Here is a 25,440-nt window from a genome sequence, read left to right on the forward strand (position 1 = left end):
GCGCGACCTTCCGCGCGCGGGCTCGAGGTCCATAGGCTGACGCCATGGACGATTCCGCGGATTCCGTGACCCAGCCCGGCCCCGATCGCACGACCCGTTCCTGGGCCGACGTCGACGCGCATCTCGAGCGCAGCATCGTCCGCCCGGACGAGTCGTTCGCCGAAGTGCAGCGCCGCGCGCAGGAAGCCTCGATGCCCGGCATCGAGGTCTCTGCCGGCACGGGCAAGCTCCTCGGGCTGCTGGCCGAGATCTCCGGAGCTCGGCGGGTGCTGGAGGTCGGCACGCTGGCCGGCTTCTCCACGCTCTGGATGGCCCGCGCCGTCGGCGGCGACGGCGCGGTCGTCACCTGCGAGGCCGAGCCGGCCCATGCCGACGTCGCCCGGACCAACCTGGACGCCGCCGGCGTCGGCGGCCGCGTCGACATCCGTGTGGGCGCGGCCGAGCAGACTCTCGAGCAGCTGGTGGAGGAGCACCGCGGCGGCGACGGGGCGGCCTTCGACCTGGTCTTCCTGGACGCCGACAAGGCGGGCAACCCGCGCTACCTCCAGCTGGCGCTGCAGATGGCCCGTCCGGGCACTGTGATCGTCGGCGACAACGTGGTCCGCGACGGCGCCGTGCTCGACGCGGACTCGTCGGATCCCGACATCCGCGGCATCCGGCAGTTCCTCCAGGACCAGGGCGAGGACCCGCGGCTGGAGGCCACGGCGGTGCAGACCGTCGGCGCCAAGGGATGGGACGGCTTCAGCCTGGCGGTGGTGCGCGAGCCGGCGTCCTGAGCGGGGCTGATTGATCTGGGACTGCGGGCCTGGGGCGTGGGTCTGGGCTGCGAGCCTGAGCTGCTGTGGGCGACTCTCCTGCGCTGCGCGTCTCGGTGCCCTCGTGCCCTGGCGTCGAGTGGCGGCTCCGAGCGGCATCTCCCCGAAGACGCGCCGTGTCGCCGCGGCAGAAGCTGCTGGGAGCCGCCACTCGATCGGCGCGGGGCGGGCTCTCAGCCGGGCCGGAGCGAAGAAGAGGCCCGGAGCTCCGTGGGAGCTCCGGGCCTCGATCGGCGGAGGATGAGGGATTCGAACCCTCGAGGGCGTTAACCCAACACGCGTTCCAAGCGTGCGCCATAGGCCGCTAGGCGAATCCTCCTGGCCGCTTTCCGCGGCGATTCCGCCGGCGGCACCCTCGGGTGCACGCGGCGATGCCGCGAAAGCAGATTTCATCCTAGCGGACATCGGGGGCGGAACGCACATCGAAGCCTCGGGTCGGCGGGTGAGTCGTCTCACCGGGTCCGGGCGGGTGCTGGTTGGCCAAGCCGAGCAGGCGAGGGCTACTATGGACGTCGGCCCCACGTGTGGTGTCATCCTGCTGAACTCCCCCAGGACCGGAAGGTAGCAAGGGTAGGTGGGCTCTGGCAGGTGCACGTGGGGCCTTTCCATGCCCGAGCCGGCTTCGGGCCGTCCGGCGATGTCCTGCGTGACGCGGGATCATCCCCGGGGCGGATGGCGGCCGGCTCGAGGCCTCCTAGAGTGCGGGTCATGAGCTCACCCTCCTCTCGCCTCCTGTCAGCTCCCTGCTCCACGAGGCGACGCGCTGTCGGCGATCCCTGGATCCAGGGCACAGTCTCCGGTCTGCTGGCCCTCATGCCCGCGCGCCGCTGGCCGCGTGCGGTGCGCGCGCTCTACCTGTGGGGCCCGGCGGTGCTCCTCGGCGGCGGTGTTGCTGTGATGTCCCTGGCCCCCGCGCCGTCGTCGACCGCCGCCGCAGAGCACGAGCAGCCCGCCGGGGAATCGGCCGCGCAGGACTCGGCCGCGCGAGCGCAGCGATCGGCCTCGCCGCTGCGCCGTGCAGTCGCCGGCCTCGTCGCCGGCGCCGTCGTGGGCGGGACTGCGTACGGCGTCGCCCGCTTCTCGCTCTGGGCCGACGACGCCGCCGAGCGCGGCCTGCAGAGGCTGGGCGTGCCGCGGCCGCGGGCGGCGATGGCCATCATGTCGGGCCTCGGCATCGCCGCGACGGCGGCCGCCGAGGGTCGGGCGGAGGTTCGCACCGAGGCCGATCAGCTCTCGTCCGCCGTCTCCTGACTCTCGGAGGTCGTGTCGTCGCCGGTCTCGTCCTCCGAGGCGTCGGTCGGGCTCTCGCTCTGCGCATCGGCCGGTGACTCCTCCGGCCCCTCGGCCGCATCCTCATGCAGGGCGAAGCTGGTGAACAGCTCCCACAGCTGCTGGTACTGCGGAGTGTCGGCCAGCTCCTCGGCCTCCTCGCGGCTGAGCCAGGTCGGGTCCCCGTTCTCCGGGTGCGGGGGAAGCGTCGCGTTCATGATCACGTTGCCGGCCCGCTCTTCAGGGGTGTGGTGGAAGAAGGCCCAGACGCTGGAGTCCTCGAGGGCCTCGTCGGGCTCCACGGACACCAGGCTCATGACGACCCGGTACTCGCAGTCCTCGGGGACGGAGGCGTCGTCCGAGGAGTCGCTCCCCTCGGGAGGGACCTGCTGAGTGGTGGTCAGACAGTTGCTGGAGAGCAGGCTCTGCGCCCACGTCTCCGTCTCTCCCTGGGCGGCGTCGGTCAGCTGCCGCGAGTCGAGGACCTCGCGGTACATCGGCGGTGCGCCTCCGGCATCGGTGGAGGTGTTGATGACGATCTCGCCGTAGACCAGCCCGTCGGAGCTGGTGATCGGGTAGCTCTGCGAGGACTCGCCGTCGGGCCACTCCGACTGCTGCTCCGCAGTGTCCTCGCCGAGGCTCAGCCCGGAGGGCACCTGCCAGCTGTAGGTGCCCTCCGCCGAGGTGAAGGTCGAGGCGTCTCCTGAGGGATCCTCCGACTCCGTCGCCGCGGACGACTCCTCTCCGGTGCTCCCGTCGGCACCCCCGGCAGCGCTCCCGTCGGCACCGCCGGCAGCGCTCCCGTCGGCACCGCCGTCGGCGTCCTCGCTCGACGCCGCAGACGTGCCCGCCGTCGCGCCGTCGTCCGGGCCTCCGTCCTCGCCGTCTCCGCCGCTCTGGCAGCCGGTCAGCGCGAGCAGCGCGGCGGTGCCCAGTGCGAGCAGCGGGGACGGGGACCTGGAGGTGGTGGTGGGCATCGTCGCGGCTCCTCGAGTCGTGTCTGCCGGGGCGGGCCGTGCAGAATCCGGACGTTCACTGGACAATGGGTGGCGGGACGTGAGCTGCGCAACCCGCCGAGACGTCCCCCGTTCTGAGGACACGATGGTCGCCACAGCCCCGTGGTTCGTGCGTCCAGTGTGCCTCACCGCACAGCATGCGGAAAGTCCCACAAGGGCGGACGCCTGCTCGACGACCGATGGAAGGTGACCTCCATGCCCGCACCCGCTGACCAGCAGATTCAGCAGAACTCGGAGACCCGGCAGGACCGCGGCGACTACACGATCGGCGACTACCTGCTCGACCGGCTGGCCGAGCTCGGGCTGACCGAGATGTTCGGCGTCCCCGGCGACTTCAACCTGCATTTCCTGGACCACGTGGTCGCCCACGACAGAGTCCACTGGGTCGGCTCGGCCAATGAGCTCAACGCTGGCTACTCCGCCGACGGCTACGCCCGCATCCGCGGGATCGGGGCCTTCCTGACCACCTACGGCGTCGGCGAGCTCTCCGCGATCAATGCGCTGGCCGGCTCCACCGCCGAGTCGGTGCCGGTGGTGCAGATCGTCGGCGCTCCGCCGAAGGACGTGCAGGCTTCGGGCCGGAAGATCCACCATTCGCTGGGCGACGGCGACTTCAAGCACTTCGTGCGCATGGCCGCCGAGGTCACCTGCGCTCATGCCGACCTCGACGCCGCCACCGCCACCTGGGAGATAGACCGGGTGCTGCGCGAGGTGGTCTTCCGCCGCAAGCCCGGCTATCTGATGCTGGCCCACGACGTCGCCGAGGTGCCGACCTTCCCGCCGAACACGCCGCTGGCCACCGACCTGGTGCAGACCACGCCCGGGGCCGAGGCGGCCTTCGAGCAGGCCGTCCGCCGCTTCCTCTCCGGGCGCCGGGCCGCGGTGCTGGCCGATCTGATGGTCCACCGGCTGGGCGCGACCGAGCAGCTCTCGGCGATGCTCTCCGAGACCCGGCTGCCCTTCGCCACGCTGGCCTGGGGCAAGACGCTGGTCGACGAATCGGATCCGCATTTCGTCGGCATCTACGCCGGCGCGGCCTCGCAGCCGCAGGTGCGCGAGGTGATCGAGGAGGCCGAGGCGCTGATCACCGTCGGAGTGGAGTACACCGACAACACCACCGCCGGCTTCTCGATGGACCTGGACGCGGCGAAGCTCATCGAGATCTCGCGCTTCGGAGCCCGGGTCGCCGGCGAGGTCTTCACCCCGATCTCGCTGGAGGTCGCGCTGCAGGTGATCCATCGGGTGATCAGCGACCTCGGCGACGTCGAGGCGATGCCGCACGAGACCGCCGAGGACCCGACGACGCCGCACGAGCCGGGGGAGGGGGCGCTCACCCAGGACGCGCTGTGGTCGACGCTGGCCTCGCAGCTGGAATCGGGCAACATCGTCGCCGCGGACCAGGGCACCAGCTACTTCGGCATGGCCGCCCACCGGTTCCCGGCGTCGTCGACGTTCATCGGCCAGCCGATGTGGGGCTCGATCGGCTACACGCTGCCGGCGATCCTCGGCGCAGGCCTGGCCGACCGCGAGCGCCGGCCGGTGCTGCTCATCGGCGACGGCTCCGCGCAGCTGACCATCCAGGAGATGGGCGTCATCATCCGCGAGCAGCTGCCGGCGGTGGTCGTGCTGGTGAACAACGACGGCTACACCGTCGAGCGTGCGATCCACGGCCCCGACCAGTCCTACAACGACATCCCGCGGTGGCGCTGGGAGCTGGTGCCGCAGCTCTTCGGCGCGGCCGAGGGCACGTATCGGTACCACCGCGTCACCACGGAGGCCGAGCTGCTCGAGGCCTGCCGGGACACCATGGCCCACCGCGACCAGCTGGTGCTCATCGAGGCGATCACCGCCCGTGACGACATTCCCCGGCTGTTGAACGACGTCGCCGAGGCGCTGAAGCGCTGAACCGGGGCGGAGCCGCCGCCGCCCTCGCGGATCGGGGTGCAGGAAACTGCACCTCGATCCGGCAGTCACCTCGCTCGTCGCTCGCTGTGCTGTCCGCATAGGCTCGCAGGTGATGGAGACGAAGACGGCGTTCGGTGCGGTCTCCGGCGCGGTCGCCGCCGCCCGCTGATCCTCGGGGTCGGCGGCGACGACGCGCAGTCCCGTCGCGCGCCCTCGGTCCGGCCGGCGCTCGTAGAATGGCCAGCATGAGTCCGGCCGATCCTCCTGAGACGCGGGACCGGTCCCGCCTCCTCGTCGCTGTCTCCTCGGGCCTGGTGCTGGCCGCCGTCACGCTGGGCAGCTGGCTGATGATCGACGGCACGCTCTCCGTCGAGCTCGGCGGGGGAGTGCCGCACACCGAGGACTGCCCCGAGAACGTGCTCGCCCCGGTCGTGCCGGAGCGGGTGCGCATCAGCGTCTACAACGCCACCAACGAGTCCGGGCTGGCCGGCGAGGCCGCCGAGGACCTGCGCGCCCGCGGGTTCCGGGTGGCCGACGTGGGCAACGAATACGTCGCCGACACGGAGTTCGACAGCATCATCCGCGCCGGCGGCCGCGGGCTGCGCCAGGCCCATACGCTGCAGGAGCATCTGCCCGCGGCGGTCGTCGACCTCGACGGGCGGAGCACCTTCGCCGTCGATCTGGTGCTCGGCTCCGGGTATGACGGGCCGGGGACTGCGTCCGACGTCGAGCCGGCCCCCGGACGGCTGTCCTGCGAGGGCGGGTCGTGAGCGGCGCCGGGGCGGCGCCGTCGAGACCGGACGGACGCGGCCGACGGCGCGAGCTGGTCTGGCCGGCCTCGCTCGGCCGTTTGGAGGTCGAGGTCGGCCTCCGCGCCGCCGTCGCCGTGGGCGTCTCGCTGATGGTGCTGCATGCCGCCGGCGCCGAGGACCTGGCCGCCTACGCGGCCTTCGCCGCCTTCGTGATCCTCTACGGCCGCGGCGAGACCTATCGGCGGCGGCTGACCACCCTCGCCGTCGTCGGCACGGTGTTCCTGGCGATCATCGCCGCCGCGATGGCCGTGGCGCTGCGCGGCTCGCCCGATGACGCGGTGGTCGGCGGGCTCGCCGTCGTCGCCGCGCTGGGCATGGTGGTCTCGCAGGCGATGGCGCTGAAGCCGTTCGGGCCGATCTTCATGGTCTTCGCCTTCGGGGTGATCTCCTCGATCCCGCTGACGCCGGAGCAGTTCCTGCCGCGGCTGGGCATCTCCGCGGCCACAGTGGTCTTCTGCCTGCTCCTGACCCTGATCGGCCGGCCGCTGCGCCGGCTGCCCGGTCCCCACCGTCGGCTGCTCGGGCCGCTGGACTCGCCCCGGCGGGCCCTGCACGCGCTGTCCGACCCGGCGCTGTGGGGACTGGCCGCCCTCGCGGCGGCCGGCACGGCGGCGGCGATGCAGCTGTCCTCGCTGGTGGGCCTGGGGCACTCCTACTGGGCGGCGGTGGCCGTGGCCGCCTGCATGCCCCGGCCGCATGCCCCGCTGAGCCTGGCGCGGATCATCCACCGCGTCGTCGGCACCACACTGGGCGTCGGCGGAGCCTGGGCGCTGCTGGTGCTGGACCCGCCGACGCCGGTGGTGATCCTGCTGGTGGCGGCCTTCCAGTTCATCGCCGAGCTCTTCGTGGTCCGCGTCTACTGGTTCGCCCTGCTGTTCATCACGCCGCTGGCGCTGATGGTCAGCCACCTCTCCCAGCCGCGGCCGGTCGACCAGCTGGTGGTGGACCGGGTGCTGGACACGCTGCTCGGCGGGCTGGTCCTGCTGCCGATCATGGGCGTCGTCCACCTGGTGCGGCGCCGGGCGGCCGTGCGCTGAACTGCCCCGAGGCGGTGCCGCGGCACACCTGATGTGTCACCGAAGGCCCGGTCGGCGTTCCTCGGTGACACATCAGGTGTGCGCTCGCCACGGACGGGACCGGAGGCACTCCGGCAGTCCGGTGGTCCTGCACGATCAGCCCTGCTGGCCCTCCCAGCGGCGGGCGCGGATGAACGAGCGCACTCCCAGGACCAGGTAGACCACCAGCAGCACGAAGGCGATGCTTCCGGTGATCACCGCACCGGGCCGCTCGGCCTCGCCGGCGAAGAGCGCCGGCAGGCTCGAGACCTGCATCAGGGTGCCCAGCGCGCCGATGAGCGCGACCACCAGAGCGATGTGGATGCCGATCTTCGGGCGCTTCACCCCGATGATCCCGCTGATCACCAGGATCACGCCGAGGGCCGACGGGATCAGGGCGGTGGCGCTGGCGAAGGCGGTGGCGATGTAGGCGATGATGCCGAGCAGGACGAGGATCCCGCCTAGGCCGATGGTCAGGCGCGGCATGGGGCTCCTTCAGGGTCGGTGCGGATGACGGACGATTCTTCTACACAGTGTAGTAGAAGTGCGGTCGCTCCGGGGCGCTCGCGGGCCTCTCCCCGCCGGTCAGCGCGGTTCCATCCGCACGGCGCCGTCGAGCCGGATCACCTCGCCGTTGAGCATCGGGTTGGTCAGGATCTGCTCGACGGTCAGCGCGTAGTCCTCCGGGCGACCCAGTCGGGCCGGATGCGGGGTCTTCTCCGCCAGGGACGTGCGGGCCTCCTCCGGCAGCCCGGCCATCATCGGCGTCTCGAAGAGCCCTGGGGCGATGGTGACCACCCGGATCTGCGTCGCGGCCAGCTCGCGGGCGGCCGGCAGCGTCATCGAGGCCACCGCCCCCTTGGAGGCGGAGTAGGCGATCTGGCCGATCTGCCCCTCGAAGGCCGCGATCGAGGCGGTGTTGATCAGTACCCCGCGGTCCTCGCCGCGCAGCTCGTTGGCCTGCATGGCCTCGGCGGCATGGGCCATGAGATTCATCGTCCCGCCGGTGTTCACCGCCAGCACGTGCATGAAGGTCTCCGAGTCCAGCGCGCCGCGGCGCCCCACCAGCTTCCCCGGCGAGGCGACGCCGGCGCAGCTGACGGCCGCGCGCAGCGGGGCCCGGTCGGTCGCGGCCTCGACGGCGGCCGCGGCGGCGGACGGATCGGTGACGTCGCCGCCGACGAAGTGCGCGCGCTCGCCGATCGCGGCGACCTGCTGCGCGCGCGTCGAGGACGCGTCGTCCGGGCGGTCGAGCACGACCACCTCGGCGCCGGCGGCATGCAGCCGCGTCGCCGCGGCCAGGCCGAGCCCCGAGGCGCCCCCGCTGACGATCGCGCTGGTGCCTGAGAGATCCATCGTCGTCCTCCTCGCCGTCGTCGGTGACGTCGTCGCTCCTGTCCACAGCCTACGGAGGCGCCGGCGGCAGGTCACGGGCCGCGGCGAGGCGCGAGAGCGTCGATTTCTTCGCCGTCGCGAAGAAGTGCAGAAATTCTCCCCGGATTCCTCGCACAAAGGGGTTGCGGCGGCCGCAGAGTGGGTTCCACGGCGAAGAAGCCGCCGGTCACCGATTCGAAGGAGAACCCCGTGACTGCCACTGCTGAGACCACGACGAGCACCCCGACCGCGACCCGCAGCGCCGAGACCGGCACCGACGCCGAGCGCGCCGAGCAGATCCGGCGGGCCTGGCAGACCGACCCGCGCTGGGCCGGCGTCCGCCGCGACTACACCCCCGAGGAGGTCGTGCGCCTGCAGGGCTCGGTGCTCGAGGAGCAGACGCTGGCCCGCCGCGGCGCCGAGAAGCTCTGGGGCCAGCTCGCCGCAGAGCATGCCGCCGGCACCTACACCAATGCACTGGGTGCGCTGACCGGCAACCAGGCCGTCCAGCAGGTCCGCGCCGGGCTGCGGGCCATCTACCTCTCCGGCTGGCAGGTCGCCGGCGATGCGAACCTCTCGGGCCACACCTACCCCGACCAGTCGCTCTACCCGGCCAACTCGGTGCCGAGCGTCGTGCGCCGCATCAACAACGCCCTGATGCGCGCCGACCAGATCGAGCATCTGGAGGGCGAGCGCAGCGTCGACGACTGGCTGGTCCCGATCATCGCCGACGCCGAGGCCGGCTTCGGCGGCCCGCTCAACGCCTACGAGCTGATGAAGCAGATGATCTCCGCCGGTGCGGCGGCGGTCCACTGGGAGGACCAGCTGGCCAGCGAGAAGAAGTGCGGGCACCTCGGCGGCAAGGTGCTGGTCCCCACCGGCCAGCACATCCGCACGTTGCAGGCCGCGCGGCTGGCCGCCGACGTCGCCGACGTCCCCTCGCTGCTCATCGCCCGCACCGACGCCGAGGCGGCCACGCTGATCACCTCGGACATCGACGAGCGCGATGCGCAGTTCCTCACCGGCGAGCGCACCGCCGAGGGCTTCTACAAGGTCCGCAGCGGGATCGAGCCCTGCATCGCCCGGGCGAAGGCCTACGCGCCCTACGCCGATCTGATCTGGATGGAGACCGGCACCCCGGACCTCGAGGCCGCGCGGCGCTTCGCCGAGGAGGTCAAGGCCGAGCACCCGGACGTGATGCTGGCCTACAACTGCTCGCCGTCGTTCAACTGGCGCAAGAACCTCGACGACGCCACGATCGCGCGCTTCCAGCGCGAGCTCGGCGCGATGGGCTACACCTTCCAGTTCATCACCCTGGCCGGCTTCCACGCGCTGAACCACTCGATGTTCGAGCTGGCCGCCGGCTACAAGGAGCGGCAGATGGCCGCCTATGTGGAGCTGCAGGAGGAGGAGTTCGCCGCCGAGGCGGCCGGCTACACCGCCACCAAGCATCAGCGCGAGGTCGGCACCGGCTACTTCGACGCCGTCTCCACCACGCTGAATCCCGATTCCTCGACGGTCGCGCTGGCCGGCTCCACGGAAGAGGGCCAGTTCAGCTGATCCCCGCCGGGGCGGCCGGCACCCCCGCGATCCCGCCGGTCGCCCCGCCCCGTCGACTCGACCTCACTGCATTCCCCGCCCCTGCTGATCGAAGGAGATCATCATGTCGTTCCCGACGACCCCGACGCATTCCATGCCCCCGACCATCGACGGCGTCACCGTCGCCGGTCCGGAGATCCCCCGGCTCGGCGAGGTGCTCACCCACGACGCGCTGCGCTTCCTGGCCGCGCTGCACCGCGAGTTCGAGCCGCGCCGCCGCGAGCTGATGCGCCACCGGGCCGAGCGCCGTCGCCGCTTCGCCAACGGCGAGGACCCCGGGTTCCTGCCCGAGACCCGCGAGATCCGCGAGAACTCCTCCTGGCTCGTCGCCCCGCTGGCTCCGGGACTGGAGGACCGGCGCGTGGAGATCACCGGACCGGTCGACCGGAAGATGACGATCAATGCGCTCAACTCCGGCGCCCGCTGCTGGCTGGCCGACTTCGAGGACGCCTCCACGCCCTGCTGGTCGACGATGATCGAGGGCCAGCTGAACCTCACCGACGCGCTGGAGCGCCGGATCGACTTCACCGCGGAGAACGGCAAGCACTACGCGCTGCGCGAGGCGGAGCTGACCGACATGCCCACGATCATCGTGAGGCCGCGCGGCTGGCATCTGCAGGAGCGGCACCTGCTGGTCGACGGCGAGCCGATGTCCGGCGGGCTCGTCGACTTCGGGCTGCACCTGTTCCACAACGGTCAGCGGCTCATCGACCAGGGCCGCGGTCCGTACTACTACCTGCCGAAGATCGAGGGCCACCTGGAGGCGCAGCTCTGGGACGACATCTTCACCCGGGCCCAGCAGATGCTGGACATCCCGCACGGCACCATCCGGGCGACGGTCCTGATCGAGACGATCACCGCCGCCTTCGAGATGGAGGAGATCCTCCACGCGCTGCAGCACCACTCGGCCGGGCTCAACGCCGGCCGCTGGGACTACATCTTCTCGATGATCAAGAACTTCCGCGATCGCGGCGAGGAGTTCGTCATGCCGGACCGGGCGCAGGTGACGATGACCGCACCGTTCATGCGGGCCTACACCGAGCAGCTGGTCCGCGCCTGCCATCGCCGCAGGGCCTCGGCCATCGGCGGGATGGCCGCCTTCATCCCGGATCGTCGGAATCCCGAGGCCACCGAGGAGGCCGTCGCCAAGGTCCGCGAGGACAAGACCCGCGAGGCGGCCGACGGCTTCGACGGCTCCTGGGTCGCGCATCCGGATCTGGTCCCGATCGTCGAGGAGGTCTTCGACGAGCATATGGGCGGCATCGAGAACCAGATCGACCGCGACCGCGAGGACGTCGTCCCCGACGCGGCGGCGCTGCTCGACGTCCGTTCGACGCCGGGGCGGATCACCGAGTCCGGGCTGCGGGCGAACATCGCCGTCGGCATCCGCTACGTGGAGTCCTGGCTGCGCGGCCGGGGAGCGGCGGCGATCGACCACCTGATGGAGGACGCCGCCACTGCAGAGATCGCCCGCTCGCAGGTCTGGCAGTGGATCCGCACCGGCAGCCACACCTCCTCGGGGCAGGAGATCACCCGGGCGTTCGTCGCCCGGCTGGTCGACGAGGAGGTCGAGCGGCTGCCGCGGACCGAGGACGACCGGATCGACGACGCGGTGCGGCTCTTCGCGGAATGCGCGCTGGCCGAGGAGTTCCCGGAGTTCCTCACGCTGCCGGGCTATGACCGGCATCTGCGCCAGGACCGTGCGGCCCGTGACGAGACCCGCGACGAATCCCGCCGCGAGCCCGCCGCGGCTGTGAGCTGAGCCACGGGTGCCTAGAATGGCCGCCATGGACACTCGGTCCGAGGCAGCCCCGTCCGCGCCCGCCGAGGGCGACGAGGAGCTCGACCTCGTCGCCCTCGGCCGGCGTGTGCGGCACCTGCGGAAACAGGCGCGGATGACCCTCGACGACGTCGCCGAGCGGCTGGACACCGCCCCCAGCCAGCTCTCGCTGCTGGAGAACGGCCGCCGCGAGCCGAAGCTGAGCCAGCTCACCCAGCTGGCCGCCACCCTCGGGGTGAGCCTGGACGATCTGCTGGGCGCCGAGCCGCCGTCGCGCCGTGCGGCGCTGGAGATCGAGCTGGAGAAGGCCCAGCGCGGTCCGCTGTACTCGGCGCTGGGGCTGCCGACGGTGCGGGTGAGTCCGCGGCTGCCGCTGGACGTGCTCGAGTCGCTGGTGTCCCTGCAGCGCGAGCTGTGGCGGCGGATGGAGGAGCAGGCGGCCACGCCGGAGGAGGCCCGCCGGGCGAACACCGAGCTGCGCGGCGAGATGCGCGCGCGGAACAACCACTATCCGGAGATCGAGGCGGAGGCGCAGGGCCTGTTGGACGCCGTCGGACACGGCGACGGTCCGCTGTCCCACCACGTCGTCGCCGACATCGCCGATCACCTGGGCTATACGGTCCGCTTCGTCTCCTCCCTGCCGCATTCGACCCGCTCGGTCACCGACCAGCGGAACCGCATCGTCTACCTGGCCCAGTCCCGCGGCGAGGGCCAGGACGCCCGGTCGGTGCTGCTGCAGGCGCTGGGCCACCAGGTCCTCGGCCACGCCGAGCCGCAGGACTATTCGGAGTTCCTCCGCCAGCGGGTGGCGACGAACTACTTCGCCGCCGCGCTGCTGATGCCCGAGCGCACCGCCGCCCCCTTCCTGCGCGAGGCCAAGTCCCGGCGCGAGCTGGCGATCGAGGATCTGCGCGACGCCTACGCAGTCTCCTACGAGTCCGCCGCGCACCGATTCACCAATCTGGCCACCGAGCATCTGGGGATCACCTGTCACTTCCAGAAGGTCCACGAGTCCGGGATCATCCATAAGGTCTATGAGAACGACGGGGTGAACTTCCCGGCCGACCATTCCGGGGCGATCGAGGGGCAGACCGTCTGCCGCTGGTGGACCTCGCGGACCGTCTTCGACGCCGAGGACAAGTTCCGCTCGTTCAACCAGTTCACCGACACCGCCGTCGGCACCTTCTGGTGCACTGCGCGGACCGAAGGCCATTCCTCGGGGCAGTACTCGCTGAGCATCGGCGTGCCCTTCGAACACGCCCGCTGGTTCCGCGGCGGCGACACCTCCGAGCGCACCCGCTCGCGATGCCCGGACGACCCGAGCTGCTGCCGCCGTCCGCCGGACGAGCTCGCCGCGGTCTGGGAGGGGCAGGCCTGGCCGGCGGCCCGGGCGAACACCCACCTGCTGGCGGCGATGCCGCAGGGGGCCTTCCCCGGCGTCGACACCACTGAGGTCTACGAGTTCCTGGAGCGGCACCGGCCGGGAGAGTGAGGCCGACGCCGGCCGGTATTGCAACCGGTGCTCCAGCCGGTGCCGCCGTCGGTCGTGCGGCACCGTGACGGCGTGAGTCAGATCACGCGCGGCGTCGAATATGACGACGCTGCCCTCTCGCGCCCGATCCGCAGGAGGAGCGCGAATTGCGCGCAGAATCTGCCTGCGGAGAGGTGTGAAATATGACGTTCCGAGATGGCTCTCCATGCCGGCCGGGACGCGCGGTCTCGCCTTCCGTCGTCGGGTGGTCCCCGCAGTGCCGCGGCGACCTCGCGCAGGCAGGCGCCCGCGCGAGGCTGAGCTCACATCGTGATCGGATCGGAATCTCCAATCCGGACAGAGTTTTCCGGGGGCGTCGGCAGGATTGGTAGGCTCGATGCACTCGCGCCGTGAGTTCATCGTCACTCCTCTCATCTCCCCGCCGGGGAACTTTCTGCCCGTTGGGGCGGACCCCGTCGCGCGGGGCGGGAGCGGCCGGCTCGGCGGCGCCCCTGTCCCCGAATGAAGGAAAGATGTGACTCAGGACATAACAGATCCTGTCGTCAGCGTGCGCGACGCGTACAAGGTGTTCGGGCGTCGGCCCGAACGCGGCGTCGAGCGCCTGAAGGCCGGCGAGACGCGGGACGACCTGCGTGAGGACGGCATCACCGCCGCCGTCATCGACGCCTCCTTCGACGTCTCCGACTCGGAGATCTTCGTCGTCATGGGACTCTCCGGCTCCGGAAAGTCCACGCTGATCCGCATGGTCAACGGGCTGCTCGAGCCCACCGCCGGCTCGGTGAAGATCGCCGGCGAGGACATCGCCCGCATGGGAGCCGCCGGCCTCCGGAAAGTCCGTCGGGAGAAGGTCTCGATGGTCTTCCAGAACTTCGCGCTGCTGCCGCACCGCACCGTCGGCCAGAACGCCGCCTACGCCCTGGAGGTCCAGGGCGTGAATCGTTCCGAGCGCGAGCGGCGGGCCGAGGAGGCGCTGCGCATGGTCGGCCTGGACGGCTGGGGCGGACAGCGCCCGGACCAGCTCTCCGGCGGCATGCGTCAGCGCGTCGGCCTGGCCCGCGCGCTGGCCGCCGGCAGCGACGTGATGCTCATGGACGAGGCCTTCAGCGCGCTCGACCCGCTGATCCGCCGGGAGATGCAGGACCAGCTCATCGAGCTGCAGCACCAGCTGGGCAAGACCGTCCTGTTCATCACCCACGACCTCAACGAGGCCATGCGCCTGGGCGACCACATCGCGATGATGCGCGACGGGCGCATCGTGCAGATCGGCACCTCCGAGCAGATCCTCAACGACCCGGCCACCGACTACGTCGCCCAGTTCGTCCAGGACGTCGACCGTACCCGCGTGCTCTCCGCGGAGAGCATCATGGAACCACCGGCGGTCACGCTCGGCGCCGAACAGGGCCCGCGCAGCGCCCACCGGCTGATGCGCGAGCGGCAGACGACGACACTGTTGGTCGTCGCCCACGGCCGTCGCCTGGTCGGGCTGGTCACCGAGACCGACGTCGCCGAGGCGGTGCGCAGCGGCACGCAGAGCCTGGACGGGATCATCCGGCCGGTGCCGGCGGTCGCGGCGGAGACCCCGCTGGTCGACCTGATGACCGCCGCGGCCGAGTCGCCGATGGCGCTCGCCGTCGTCGACGACGAGCAGCGGCTGCAGGGCGTCATCCCCCGGGTGACGCTGCTCAACGCGCTCGCCGACCCGACGTCGACGGCCACCGGATCCATGGAGGTGATCGGATGATCCGCGCAGCTGCTGAGGCCGACGGCTCGCGGGTGATCCCGCGCGTGCCGGTCGGCGAGTGGATCGACACCGGCTTCGACTGGCTGAAGGACACCTTCGAGGTGTTCTTCGACTTCGTCAGCACCTTCATCACAAGCGTGGGCGACGGGTTCCTGGCCGTGCTGACGTCCTTCGACGCGCTCGTGCTCCTGGTCGTCTTCGCGCTGATCGGCTGGGCACTGAAGAGCTGGAAGCTCGGCGTGCTCAGCGCGGTGCTGATGGCGTTCATCATCAGCGTCGACATGTGGCAGGAGGCGATGGACACGTTCGTGATGGTCGTGATCGCCGCCGCGATCGCGCTGATCATCGGAATTCCGCTGGGCATCCTGGCCGCTCGATCGGAGAAGGTCAGCAACACGGTCCGTCCGGTCCTGGACCTGATGCAGACCATGCCGCCCTTCGTCTGGCTGGTTCCCGTCGTCGCGCTGTTCAGCGTCGGCTTCGCCCCCGGCGTGGTGGCCACGCTGATCTTCTGCCTGCCCCCGGGCGTGCGCTTCACCGAGTTGGGAATCCGCCAGGTCGACGCCGAAGTCGTCGAGGCCGGCCACGCCTTCGGGAGCACGCCGGGCCAGATCCTGCGCCGCATCCAGATCCCGCTGGCCATGCCGACCATCATGGCCGGCGTCAATCAGGTCATCATGCTGGCGCTCTCCATGGCCGTCATCGCCGGGCTCGTCGGCGCCGGCGGCCTCGGCGGCGAGGTCTCCAAGGCGATGAGCACCATCGACATCGCCCTCGGCTTCGAAGCAGGGCTCTCCGTGGTGGCGCTGGCCATCTATCTGGACCGCGTGACCGCGGCCATCGGCAACCGGTCCGCCGGCGGCGGGATGATCAGTCGGCTGCTGCAGCGGCGCAGGGAGGCGAAGACCGTCGCAGCCGCCTGAGTCGAGCCCTACAGGCCACCCTCCGAAATCTCGCACTGAATGAAGGAAGAGGTAGGAAATATGCAGACAGGAAAGATCACGAAGTTCGTCGGCCTGACCGCGGCCGCCGCGTTGGCGCTGTCCGCCTGCTCGGACTCCGGAGAGTCCGGCGGCGACGGCGGCGGCGACGGCGGCGAGGGCGGCGGCACCGTCACCCTGGGCATCCTCCCCTCGTGGACCGACGGCCTGAGCATGGCCCATCTGTGGAAGGTGATCCTGGAGGAGGAGGGATACACCGTCGAGATCGAGGAGATGTCCGAGGCCGGCCCGCTGTACACCGCCGTCGCCGAGGGCGACTACGACGTGTACCCCTCGGCCTGGCCGCAGGTCACCCACGCTGACTACATGGAGGAGTACGGCGACGACTTGGAGGACCTCGGCGCGTACTACGAGGGCGCCGTCCTCACCATGGCCGTGCCGGAGTACACCGAGGTGGACTCCATCGCCGAGCTCAATGACAACGCCGAGCTCTTCGACGGCCAGATCACCGGCATCGAGCCGGGGGCAGGGCTGACCGGCGTCATCGACGACAGCGCCATCCCGGAGTACAACCTCGGGGACAACTATGAGCATGTCACGTCCTCGACCACGGCGATGCTCACCGAGCTCGAGGAGGCCACGGAGAACGAGGAGGACATCCTGGTGGCCCTGTGGCGTCCGTTCTGGGCCAACGCCGAGTACCCGGTGAAGGATCTGGAGGACCCGAAGGGCGCCATGGGCGAGCCGGAGACGCTGAATGCGATCGCCAACGCCGAGTTCTCCTCGGAGTTCCCGGATGTCGCCGAGTGGATGGGCAACCTGACGCTGGACGACGAGCAGTACGGCGAGCTGGAGGACCTGGTGGTCAACCAGCACGAGGACGACCCGGCCGCCGGCGCCGAGGAGTTCGTCGAGAACAACCAGGACCTGATCGACTCCGTCACGGAGTGATCATGTCCGGCTGACGGCGCTGCACGTCGTCGGCTCGACCCGTCGCGGCGGGGTCCGGCCACACGGTCGGGCCCCGCCGTCGTCGTGTCCGGGCGGGGTCGGCCGGCGGCCCGACCGCGCTCAGTCGGCGCGCAGTCGCCGCGGGACGCCCTGCTTGACTCCGTGGCGGCCGTGCAGCAGCCAGTAGAGCCCGATCGTCGCGGTGACCAGCACCGCACAGGCGGCGTACATCAGTCGGTAGCCGCCCAGCTCCAGCAGCGGGCCCAGGATCATCGGGGAGAGACCGAAGCCCGAGTCGAGCAGGATGAAGAACGTCGAGATGCCGATGCTGGTCCGTGTGGCCGGCAGCAGCGCGGCGATGGTGGCCTGGAAGGCCGGCAGCAGCGCGCCGAAGCCCAGTCCGGCCAGCACGCCGGAGAGCAGCACCACCGCCTGGTCCGGCGACCAGGCCAGCAGGCCCAGGGAGACTGCGTAGAGCACCAGCGCGGGGTAGACGACGGTGTTGTCGCCGAAGCGGTCCTGGATCTTCCCGGCGACGAGCCGGGTGACCAGCACGGCGCCGGCATAGATGAGGAAGAACAGCGAGGCGGCGTCGACCATCCCCTCGCTGCGGGCGAAGCCGTTGAGGAAGGTCATCACCGAGGCGAAGCCGAAGCCGAGCATCATCGCGATCGTCGCCAGCGGGAGGGCCCGCGGCTCGAGGATGTCGCCCGGGCGCAGGCGCAGCCGGTCCTTCCAGCGGTCGGGCACATGCGGCGGGGCGGGCAGGCGGATGAACAGCGCGGCGAGCAGCCCGACCACCGAGACCGCGGAGGTGGCCAGGAACATCGCCCAGAAGTCGAAGAGCTCGGTCAGCTGCAGGGTGAGCATCGGTCCCACCGCCGGCGGCAGGGCGACGGCGAGCATGTAGTAGCCCGCCCCCTCGCCGCGGCGGCTGGCCGGGATCAGCGCGAAGACTGCGGCGTTCAGCGCCGTCTGGCCGAAGCCGAAGGAGATGCCGTGGACCATGCGCAGCGCGATCAGCGCCGGATAGGAGTCCACCCAGAGATAGGCGACGCCGGCGAGCACGTAGATCGCCAGGCCGGCGATGACGGTGCGGCGCCGTCCCAGGAAGTCGACGTACTTGCCGGCGGCGAAGCGCGAGATCAGCGCGCCGATGACGAAGGCCGAGGCGGCGAAGCCCGCGGCGGTCTGGTCGGCGGCGAACTCCTCGACGGCGAAGACCGCCATGCCGGTGACCAGCATGTAGAAGACCAGCGCCAGGATGACGTTGATGATGATGGCCAGCAGGAAGTCCCGGGTGAAGAGCCTCTCGCGCCGGGCCGGCTGCTCCTCGCGGCGGCCCTCGCGGCGAGGGGAGGAGGCGGCGTCGACGGCGGGCTGCTGCGGTCCGGTCTGCGGGGTCTCCCTCTCATGGTCCATCACCAGAGGATTGTTTCATGGAGCACACGATCGGCGGGCCCGGCGTCGAGCGGCAGACGCGCCGAGCAGGAATTGTTGAACAATCCTGTGATTTGCGGCATGCTGGAGGTTCCGAACGTGAGGAGGAGCACCTGTGGCACCGATCGATCTGAACTCCGACGTCGGCGAGTCCTTCGGCCGCTGGCGGCTCGGCGACGACGCCGCGATCCTGCGCACGGTCACCAGTGCGAACATCGCCTGCGGCTTCCACGCCGGCGATCCGATGACCATCGAGCAGACCGCCCGCACCGCCGCCGAGCAGGATGTCGCGATCGGCGCCCACATCGCCTACCGCGACCTCGCCGGCTTCGGCCGCCGCCATCTGGAGTGCTCCTACGAGGAGCTCGCCGCCGACGTGCGCTACCAGCTCGGCGGACTGGCCTCCATGGCCGCCGCCTCCGGCGCGCGGATCCGCTACGTGAAGCCGCACGGGGCGCTGTACCACGCGATGATCGCCCATGAGACGCATGCGCGAGCGGTCATCGACACCATCGCCGCCGTCGACGACTCCCTGCCGGTGCTGCTGCTGCCGGGCTCGCGCGGCCTGCAGCTCGCCGCCGAGGCCGGACTGCGCGGCGTCGCCGAGGCCTTCGCCGACCGGAACTACGAGCCCGACGGCACGCTGGTCTCCCGCCGCGAGCCGGACGCCGTGCTCCACGACGCCGAGGCGGTGGTGGCGAACATGGTCCGACTGGCCACCGCCGGCGAGATCGTCGCCCGCGACGGCACCGTGCTGCCCATGGAGGCCGAGAGCATCTGCGTCCACGGCGACACCGACGGTGCGGTGCAGATGGCCGCGGCCGTGCGCGCCGGGCTGCAGGACGCCGACGTCGAGATCCGCAGCTTCGTCGCATGAGCGGCCCCGAGCAGCCGGCCGACGCCCCGGCCGATGCCTCGGCTGTCCTGGAGGGCGGCCACAGTGCGGCGCCGCTGGGCGTCCGCGCCGCCGGAGACCGGGCACTGCTGGTCGAGTACGCGCGGCTCGAGGACGTGCTCGCCCATCACCAGCAGCTCTGCGCCCGTCCGTTGGACGGCCAGCGCGAGGCGGTGGCCGCCGCGCGCACCATCCTGCTGCGCTTCGACGCCCCGGCCTCGGCCGCCGCCGCGCGGCAGCGGCTCGCCGCGCTGCAGGTGGCCGGCTTCTCGGCGGCCGAGGCCCGCGTGGTCGGGCTCGACGTCGTCTACGACGGCGAGGACCTCGACGCGGTCGCCGCCGCCGTCTCGATGAGCCGCGAGGCGCTGATCGCCTGGCACGCCGGCCAGGAGTGGACCGGAGCCTTCGGCGGCTTCGCGCCCGGCTTCACCTACTGCACCCCGACCGACGCCGCGCAGGCGCTGCAGGTGCCGCGGCGAGAGACGCCGCGCACGGCGCTGCCGGCCGGCTCGGTGGCGCTGGCGGCCGAGTTCTCCGCGGTCTACCCGCGCGTCTCGCCGGGCGGCTGGCAGCTGATCGGCCGCACCGACGCGGCGATGTGGGATCTCGACCGCGCCGCGGCGGGGGAGTCCCCGGCGCTGGTGCGCCCCGGCGACGTCGTCCGGCATCGGCCGGTCCGTGAGCTGGCCACGCTGCGCGACGCTCCGCAGCCGCCGGAGGGCGACGACGCCGCCGAGGAGCCGCCGGACGCCGCGTCGGAGCAGCCCGGGCTCGAGGTGCTCGACCCCGGGCTGCAGACGCTGGTCCAGGACCTCGGCCGCGAGGGACTCAGCGACCTCGGCGTCTCGCGCGCCGGCGTCGCCGACGAGGCCGCGATGCGCCAGGCGAACCGGCTGGTGGGCAACGCCGCCGACGCCGCCGTGCTGGAGACCCTCCAGGGCGGACTGCGGCTGCGGGCCGCCGAGACGGTGGTGCTCGCGGTCACCGGCGCCGAGGTCGGTCTGCAGGTCGTCTCCGCCGACGGCGCTGCGCGTTCCCCGGCACTGCGGGCGCCCTTCGCGCTGATCGCCGGCGAGACCCTGACCCTGGACGCCCCGCGCCGCGGGCTGCGCGGCGTCGTCGCCGTCCGCGGCGGCCTCGCCGCCGAGGAGGTGCTGGGCAGCGTCTCGGCCGACACCATGTCCGGCCTCGGCCCCGCGCCGCTGCAGGCCGGCGACCGGCTCGCCGTCGCCGACTCCGCCCTCGCCCCGGTGGGCGCGGAGGAGCCGAGCACGCTGCCCGCCCCCGACGCCGACGGCGCGATCACGCTGCGCGTGGTCCTCGGGCCGCGCGACGACTGGTTCGCCGCCGAGGAGCTCGACCGGCTGCAGCGCCAGGTGTGGCGGGTCTCCGCCCAGGCCGATCGGATCGGCGTGCGGTTGGAGCTGGGAGAGTCGGCGGAGGACGCCGACGGCACCTCCTCTGACGCCCCGCGACCGCTGCGCCGCGCCCGCGACGGCGAGCTGCCCAGCGAGGGCGTGCCGCGCGGGGCGCTGCAGGTCCCGCCGTCGGGGACGCCGGTGCTCTTCCTCAACGACCATCCCGTCACCGGCGGCTATCCGGTGATCGCCGTCGTCCTCGCCGAGGACCTCTCGGCCGCCGCGCAGCTGGCCCCCGGCCAGCACCTGCGACTGCGAGCCGTCGACGGGCCCGACGGACCCGACGGCGCTGACGCGTCCGACCATCCCGACCACGACCCCACGACCCAGGACACCCCATGAGACGACTCCTCATCGCCAACCGCGGCGAGATCGCCGTGCGCATCATCCGGGCCGCCGCCGAGCAGGGCCTGGAGACGGTCGCCGTCCATGCCGACCAGGACGCCGACTCGCTCGCCGTGGCCCTGGCCGACGTCGCCGTGCCGCTGGCCGGGACCACGGCGGCCGAGACCTATCTGGATCAGCAGAAGATCCTGGAGGCCGCGCAGTCGACCGGCGCCGACGCCGTGCACCCCGGCTACGGCTTCCTCTCCGAGAACGCCGACTTCGCCCGGGCGGTGACCGCGGCCGGGCTGATCTGGATCGGCCCCTCGCCGGAGACCATCGAGAGGCTCGGCGACAAGGTCGCCGCCCGCGAGCTCGCCGCCTCGGTGGACGCGCCGCTGGCCCCGGGCACCGACGGGCCGGTCTCCGGTCCGCAGGCGGTGCGGGACTTCGCCGCCGAGCACGGGCTGCCGGTGGTCATCAAGGCCGCCCACGGCGGCGGCGGCCGCGGCATGCGGGTGGTCCGCGACCTCGACGCCGTCGAGGAGGCCTGGGCCTCGGCGGTGCGCGAGGCCGAGGGCGCCTTCGGCCGCGGCGAGTGTTTCGTCGAGCGCTTCCTCGACCGCCCGCGGCACGTCGAGGCGCAGGTGATCGCCGATGCGCACGGGCACGTCGCCGTCGTCGGACTGCGCGACTGCTCGCTGCAGCGTCGCGGGCAGAAGCTCGTCGAGGAGGCCCCCGCGCCCTTCCTGCCCGCCGGCGTGGAGGAGCGGATCCGCGCCTCCGCCGCCGCGATCTGCGCGGCGGCCGGCTACGTGAGTGCGGGCACAGTGGAGTACCTGCTCAGCGACGCCGATGATGCCGGTTCGCAGCCGCTGGTCAGCTTCCTGGAGGTCAACACCCGCCTGCAGGTTGAGCATCCGGTGACCGAGGAGACCTCCGGAGTGGATCTGGTCGTCGAGCAGCTGCGCGTCGCCGCGGGCGAGCCGCTGAACCTCCCCGAGGACTCGGCGCCGCGCGGGCACGCGATCGAGTTCCGGCTCAACGCCGAGGACCCGGCGCTGGGCTTCCTGCCGACTCCCGGCCTCGTGGAGCGCTTCGACCCGCCGACCGGGCCCGGAGTGCGCCTCGACGCCGGGGTGCGCGGCGGCGACGAGATCCCGGCGGCCTTCGACTCGATGATCGGCAAGCTGATCATCACCGGCCCGGACCGCGAGACCGCGCTGCGGCGGGCGCGGCTGGCGCTGGCCGAGATGCGGATCGAGGGCGTGCCCAGCGTGCTGCCCTTCTACCGGGCGGTGCTCGAGGCCCCGGCCTTCCGTGCCGCCGACGGTGCGGGCGGCTTCGCCGTGCACACCCGCTGGATCGAGGAGGAGTTCGACGCCGAGCTCGCCGAGTCCGAGCATCTGGCCGCCGCGCTGCGCCACCGCGAGCAGCAGATGCTGCGCAGCACTGTCGAGCTCGACGGCCGGACGGTGGAGCTCGGACTGCCCGCCGCGCTGCTGCGCCGACTGGGAGGCGCTCCGGCGGGGGAGGCCGGTGGATCCGCCGCCGACGTCGACCGGCCGGGCGCCGAGGACGGCGCGGTGACCACGCCGGTCGGCGGCTCGCTGGTGCGCTGGGCCGCCGAGGACGGCGCCGTCGTCGCGGCCGGTGACGCGCTCGCCGTCGTCGAGGCGATGAAGATGGAGCAAACCGTCACCGCGCCGCAGGCCGGCACGCTGGAGCGTGCCGCGCTGGAGCCGGGCGAGATGCTCGCGGCCGGCCAGCGGCTGGGCACCGTCCGCTGAGCCAGTCGGCCCGGGTCCGCCGGCCGGGTCGGCCCGATCGGCCCCGGCGCGCCCCGTCGCCCTCGGGCCGCCGAGCACTCGACCGTCGGCGCGCTCGGTAGTGTGGAGCCCATGGATCGCACCGAGGACGCCGGACCGCGCGGCGAGACGGCCCAGCGCGCCGAACGCGCCGCGGCAGTGCTGCGCGCGCGGATCGCCGCCGGAGAGGTCGCCCCGGGCGCGAAACTGCCCGAGGTCCAGCTCTGCGCGGATCTGCAGGTCTCGCGGCACACGCTGCGCAGCGCGCTGCAGACCCTGGCCGCCGAGGGGTTGGCCGAGCGGCGGCCGAACGTCGGCGTCTTCGTCCACGCCCCCACGTCGGAGGACCTCGCCGAGATCTACCGGGTCCGGCGGGTCGTGGAGATCGGCGCGGTGCGCCAGGCGGCCTTCGACGCGGCGACGCTGGACGAGCTGGACGCGCTCGTCGCCCATGCCCGGAAGCGCGCCGCGGCCGACGACGTCGCCGCCGTCGCCGAGGCCAACCAGCGCTTCCACCGCCGGCTGGTCGCCCAGGCCGGCTCGGAGCAGCTGAGCACCTTCATGGAGCGGATCCTGGCGCGGATGCGGCTGGTCTTCCACGTGATGCGCGGCGAGCCGACCTTCCACGTGGAGTTCGCCGCCGGCAACGCCGAGCTGGTGCGGCTGCTGCGCGCCGACGACCGCGACGGCGCCGAACGGCATATGGAGTCCTACTTCGACCACGCCGAGCAGCTGCTGGGCGCCCGGCTCGGCGGATGATCCGCCGCCGGACGCCCGATGCGCGTTGCCTCTGGAGTTCGGGCCTTAACCCCCTGCTGTTCGGAGGGGGTTAAGGCCCGAACTCCAGAGGCAACGCAGACGGGGACGTGCTGCGGCGCGGGTGGGGACGGCCGCGGCGACCGGCCCGGTGCCGCAGCTGGACGCGTCAGCCCTGCCGCGGGCTCCGCGAGAGGACCAGCGCGGCGGTGACCGCCAGCAGCGCGAGCACGCCGTAGCCCAGACCGATCGTCACCAGCGAGAGGTGCTCGGTGAGTCGCCCGGCGATCAGCGAGGGGATCGCCGCCGAGGAGTAGTTGACCAGGTAGATCGTCGAGACCAGGCCGGCACGTTCGCCGGGGGAGGTCATCGGCAGCAGCGTGCGCATCCCGCCGGTCTGGGCCGTGCCCTGGGTGATGCCGGCGACCAGGCTGAGGACTACGAAGGGCACGATGGCCCCGGCCGCCAGCGAGGCCAGGATCCCGGCGAGGACGAGCACGTAGGCGGCCGCGCCGAGGCGGAGGCCGAGGACCGGGCGCAGCCTCGCCGTCAGCGGTCCGCCGATCATGTTCAGCACGGTGAACGAGGAGAACACCGCCGCGGCCACCAGCGCCGAGGTCGAGCCGAGATGGTCGGTGGTGATCGAGGGGCCGAAGGACTGGTAGAAGCCGCCGACCGACCAGGTCGCCAGGATCAGCGCGGACATCGCCAGCAGCGGGCGGCCGGCGCCGCGCGGCACGGTGATCCGCGGGCGCAGCGAGGCCGCCGCGCGCCGCAGCGAGGTGCGCGGCGTCGTCTCCGGGCTCAGCGCGACGGCGAGTCCGGCCGCCAGCAGCCCGACGAGCACCACTCCGTAGGTCAGATGCCGCGGATCGGGGCCGTGGTCCACCAGGGCGCCGGAGAGCAGCGCACCGGTCGGAATGCCCAGCATCGGCGCCGCCGAGGTGACCACGGCCGCCAGCCAGGGCGGTCGTCTCGGGGCAGAGTCGATGACATAGGCGCCCAGCGCGCTGGTGGCGATGCCGGTGGCCAGCCCCTGGAGCCCGCGGCCGAGCAGCAGCGGGGCCTCGCCGTCGACGGTCAGCAGCGCGCCCATCCCGCCGGCGGCCAGCACCAGCGCGACGACGGCGATCGGGCGGCGCCCGAAGTGGTCGGAGAGCCGGCCCAGCACCAGCAGCGAGAAGGCCGCGGCGACCATGTAGGTCGCCGCCGCGGCGGCGAGGTCGGCGTTGGTCAGCCCGTCCTCGAGCCGGTAGGTGGGGAAGAGCGGGATCGGAGTCCCGGCGCCGACGAAGATCAGCACCAGGGAGGCCGAGGCGGCGAAGAAGCCGACCAGCAGGCGCCGCGGCGACGGCGGGGCGGGGGAGCCGGGGGTCTCCGAGAGGCTCGGGGCGGGGCGCGATGACGTCTGCGTGGTTCCTCCTGCAGCTGAGGCGTCCGTGCGGGACACGGGCGGGGGACGGGCGCGGGCGGCTCGGCGCCGCGTCGAGGCGGCGCCGGACGGGTGCAGCGCGCCGTCGGCGTCGGACATTCCCTCGGGGAGGTGTCGCGATAGCCTGAGCAGGTGACCACGACATTCACCGCCCGGCGGTCCGACGAGCTCACCGCCCGCGAGATGCACGATCTGCTGAAGCTGCGCGTCGACGTCTTCGTCGTCGAGCAGGAATGCCCGTATGCGGAGATCGACGGCCGGGACCTGCTCGAGGACACCGTCCAGCTCCTCGCCCATGAGGACGGGGAGCTGGTCGCCGCCCAGCGGGTGCTGGGCGTGCACGACGCCGAACCGTCCATCGGCCGCGTCGTCACCCGCGCCGACGCCCGCGGCCGCGGGCTGGCCGGCGCGCTGCTCGAGCGGGGGATCGAACTCTGCCGCCCTGAGGCGACGATCCGTCTGGGCGCGCAGGCGCATCTGGAGCAGTGGTACGGACGCTTCGGATTCGTCCGCGCCGGCGAGGACTACCTCGAGGACGGCATCCCGCACTGCCCGATGCTCCGGACGCCGCGCGGCTGACGGCCGGAGCCGCTCCGCGCCGGCACGAGACGAGAGGA

22 protein-coding genes, 1 tRNA gene and 1 other RNA gene are annotated in these 25,440 nt (G+C 72.3%); 18 read left to right on the forward strand and 6 right to left on the reverse strand.

All coding sequences use genetic code 11. The features are described 5' to 3' along the window. Nucleotides 1-44 precede the first annotated feature (44 nt). Entirely contained in the window at nucleotides 45-776 is a 732-nt protein-coding gene (locus ABD652_RS11430; protein ID WP_344721439.1) for an O-methyltransferase, read from the forward strand. 273 nt (nucleotides 777-1,049) lie between these two features. Here ABD652_RS11430 and ABD652_RS11435 read toward each other — a convergent pair. Further along, nucleotides 1,050-1,134, reverse strand: a tRNA-Ser gene (locus ABD652_RS11435). 192 nt (nucleotides 1,135-1,326) lie between these two features. Here ABD652_RS11435 and ffs point away from each other — a divergent pair. After that, nucleotides 1,327-1,423: signal recognition particle sRNA small type (ffs, locus tag ABD652_RS11440), an RNA gene on the forward strand. Nucleotides 1,424-1,628: 205 nt separating this feature from the next. Further along, nucleotides 1,629-2,066 (forward strand): hypothetical protein, encoded by a 438-nt coding sequence (locus ABD652_RS11445; protein ID WP_344721442.1) that lies wholly within the window; start codon nucleotides 1,629-1,631, stop codon nucleotides 2,064-2,066. Here ABD652_RS11445 and ABD652_RS11450 read toward each other — a convergent pair. After that, complete coding sequence (locus tag ABD652_RS11450; RefSeq protein WP_344721444.1) at nucleotides 2,042-3,061, reverse strand: hypothetical protein; 1,020 nt, start codon at nucleotides 3,059-3,061, stop codon at nucleotides 2,042-2,044. The genes ABD652_RS11445 and ABD652_RS11450 overlap by 25 nt on opposite strands. Nucleotides 3,062-3,295: 234 nt before the next feature. Between ABD652_RS11450 and ABD652_RS11455 the strand changes: the two genes are divergently transcribed. The 3 genes from ABD652_RS11455 to ABD652_RS11465 all read left to right on the forward strand — a co-directional run bounded on the left by ABD652_RS11455 (nucleotide 3,296) and on the right by ABD652_RS11465 (nucleotide 6,854). After that, a complete protein-coding gene (locus tag ABD652_RS11455) occupies nucleotides 3,296-5,005 on the forward strand; it encodes an alpha-keto acid decarboxylase family protein (protein ID WP_344721446.1) in 1,710 nt (569 codons plus the stop codon). A gap of 245 nt (nucleotides 5,006-5,250) precedes the next feature. After that, nucleotides 5,251-5,775, forward strand: coding sequence for a LytR C-terminal domain-containing protein (locus ABD652_RS11460; protein ID WP_344721448.1), 525 nt, complete (start codon nucleotides 5,251-5,253; stop codon nucleotides 5,773-5,775). Next, nucleotides 5,772-6,854: an FUSC family protein gene (locus ABD652_RS11465; protein ID WP_344721450.1), complete on the forward strand. Its 1,083-nt coding sequence runs from the start codon at nucleotides 5,772-5,774 to the stop codon at nucleotides 6,852-6,854. Before ABD652_RS11460 ends, ABD652_RS11465 begins: the two co-directional genes overlap by 4 nt. A 135-nt stretch (nucleotides 6,855-6,989) precedes the next feature. Here ABD652_RS11465 and ABD652_RS11470 read toward each other — a convergent pair whose 3' ends face one another. After that, a complete protein-coding gene (locus ABD652_RS11470) occupies nucleotides 6,990-7,358 on the reverse strand; it encodes a hypothetical protein (protein WP_344721452.1) in 369 nt (122 codons plus the stop codon). Nucleotides 7,359-7,457: 99 nt separating this feature from the next. Next, on the reverse strand, nucleotides 7,458-8,228 hold the full coding sequence (locus tag ABD652_RS11475; RefSeq protein WP_344721454.1) for an SDR family NAD(P)-dependent oxidoreductase: 771 nt from the start codon (nucleotides 8,226-8,228) through the stop codon (nucleotides 7,458-7,460). Nucleotides 8,229-8,456: 228 nt separating this feature from the next. Here ABD652_RS11475 and aceA point away from each other — a divergent pair, with 228 nt between their 5' ends. The 6 genes from aceA (at nucleotide 8,457) to ABD652_RS11505 (ending at nucleotide 16,750) form a co-directional block, all read left to right on the forward strand. After that, nucleotides 8,457-9,806 (forward strand): isocitrate lyase, encoded by a 1,350-nt coding sequence (gene aceA, locus ABD652_RS11480; protein ID WP_344721456.1) that lies wholly within the window; start codon nucleotides 8,457-8,459, stop codon nucleotides 9,804-9,806. 103 nt (nucleotides 9,807-9,909) lie between these two features. Continuing rightward, nucleotides 9,910-11,607: a malate synthase A gene (gene aceB, locus ABD652_RS11485; RefSeq protein ID WP_344721458.1), complete on the forward strand. Its 1,698-nt coding sequence runs from the start codon at nucleotides 9,910-9,912 to the stop codon at nucleotides 11,605-11,607. Nucleotides 11,608-11,623: 16 nt separating this feature from the next. Beyond that, on the forward strand, nucleotides 11,624-13,117 hold the full coding sequence (locus ABD652_RS11490) for a helix-turn-helix domain-containing protein (RefSeq protein ID WP_344721459.1): 1,494 nt from the start codon (nucleotides 11,624-11,626) through the stop codon (nucleotides 13,115-13,117). Between the two features lie 547 nt (nucleotides 13,118-13,664). Continuing rightward, nucleotides 13,665-14,858 carry a quaternary amine ABC transporter ATP-binding protein gene (locus ABD652_RS11495; RefSeq protein ID WP_344721461.1) on the forward strand — a complete coding sequence of 398 codons (1,194 nt, stop codon included), beginning with the start codon at nucleotides 13,665-13,667 and terminating at the stop codon, nucleotides 14,856-14,858. After that, nucleotides 14,855-15,781, forward strand: a complete 927-nt coding sequence (locus ABD652_RS11500; RefSeq protein WP_344721464.1) for an ABC transporter permease — start codon at nucleotides 14,855-14,857, stop codon at nucleotides 15,779-15,781. Before ABD652_RS11495 ends, ABD652_RS11500 begins: the two co-directional genes overlap by 4 nt. A 60-nt stretch (nucleotides 15,782-15,841) precedes the next feature. Beyond that, complete coding sequence (locus ABD652_RS11505) at nucleotides 15,842-16,750, forward strand: glycine betaine ABC transporter substrate-binding protein (RefSeq protein ID WP_344721466.1); 909 nt, start codon at nucleotides 15,842-15,844, stop codon at nucleotides 16,748-16,750. Between the two features lie 120 nt (nucleotides 16,751-16,870). Here the strand turns inward: ABD652_RS11505 and ABD652_RS11510 are convergent, their stop codons facing one another. Beyond that, entirely contained in the window at nucleotides 16,871-18,172 is a 1,302-nt protein-coding gene (locus tag ABD652_RS11510) for an MFS transporter (RefSeq protein WP_344721468.1), read from the reverse strand. A gap of 17 nt (nucleotides 18,173-18,189) precedes the next feature. Here ABD652_RS11510 and ABD652_RS11515 point away from each other — a divergent pair, with 17 nt between their 5' ends. From ABD652_RS11515 to ABD652_RS11535, 5 genes are all read left to right on the forward strand, one after another. Beyond that, nucleotides 18,190-18,324, forward strand: a complete 135-nt coding sequence (locus tag ABD652_RS11515; RefSeq protein ID WP_344721470.1) for a hypothetical protein — start codon at nucleotides 18,190-18,192, stop codon at nucleotides 18,322-18,324. After that, nucleotides 18,306-19,067 carry a LamB/YcsF family protein gene (locus ABD652_RS11520; RefSeq protein ID WP_344721472.1) on the forward strand — a complete coding sequence of 254 codons (762 nt, stop codon included), beginning with the start codon at nucleotides 18,306-18,308 and terminating at the stop codon, nucleotides 19,065-19,067. The genes ABD652_RS11515 and ABD652_RS11520 overlap by 19 nt, the downstream gene beginning before the upstream one ends. Continuing rightward, nucleotides 19,064-20,845, forward strand: coding sequence for a 5-oxoprolinase subunit B/C family protein (locus tag ABD652_RS11525; protein WP_344721474.1), 1,782 nt, complete (start codon nucleotides 19,064-19,066; stop codon nucleotides 20,843-20,845). The genes ABD652_RS11520 and ABD652_RS11525 overlap by 4 nt, the downstream gene beginning before the upstream one ends. Further along, on the forward strand, nucleotides 20,842-22,617 hold the full coding sequence (locus ABD652_RS11530; RefSeq protein WP_344721476.1) for an acetyl/propionyl/methylcrotonyl-CoA carboxylase subunit alpha: 1,776 nt from the start codon (nucleotides 20,842-20,844) through the stop codon (nucleotides 22,615-22,617). The genes ABD652_RS11525 and ABD652_RS11530 overlap by 4 nt, the downstream gene beginning before the upstream one ends. A 111-nt stretch (nucleotides 22,618-22,728) precedes the next feature. Then, entirely contained in the window at nucleotides 22,729-23,394 is a 666-nt protein-coding gene (locus ABD652_RS11535; protein ID WP_344721478.1) for a GntR family transcriptional regulator, read from the forward strand. Between the two features lie 166 nt (nucleotides 23,395-23,560). Here the strand turns inward: ABD652_RS11535 and ABD652_RS11540 are convergent, their stop codons facing one another. Next, a complete protein-coding gene (locus ABD652_RS11540; RefSeq protein ID WP_344721480.1) occupies nucleotides 23,561-24,841 on the reverse strand; it encodes an MFS transporter in 1,281 nt (426 codons plus the stop codon). Nucleotides 24,842-24,955: 114 nt separating this feature from the next. On the opposite strand from ABD652_RS11540, the gene ABD652_RS11545 reads away from it, so the two are divergent. Continuing rightward, nucleotides 24,956-25,402 (forward strand): GNAT family N-acetyltransferase, encoded by a 447-nt coding sequence (locus ABD652_RS11545; protein WP_344721482.1) that lies wholly within the window; start codon nucleotides 24,956-24,958, stop codon nucleotides 25,400-25,402. The last annotated feature ends 38 nt before the right edge of the window (nucleotides 25,403-25,440 follow it).

The organism is Nesterenkonia halobia (assembly GCF_039536005.1).
GTDB classification, from domain to species: Bacteria; Actinomycetota; Actinomycetes; order Actinomycetales; family Micrococcaceae; genus Nesterenkonia; species Nesterenkonia halobia.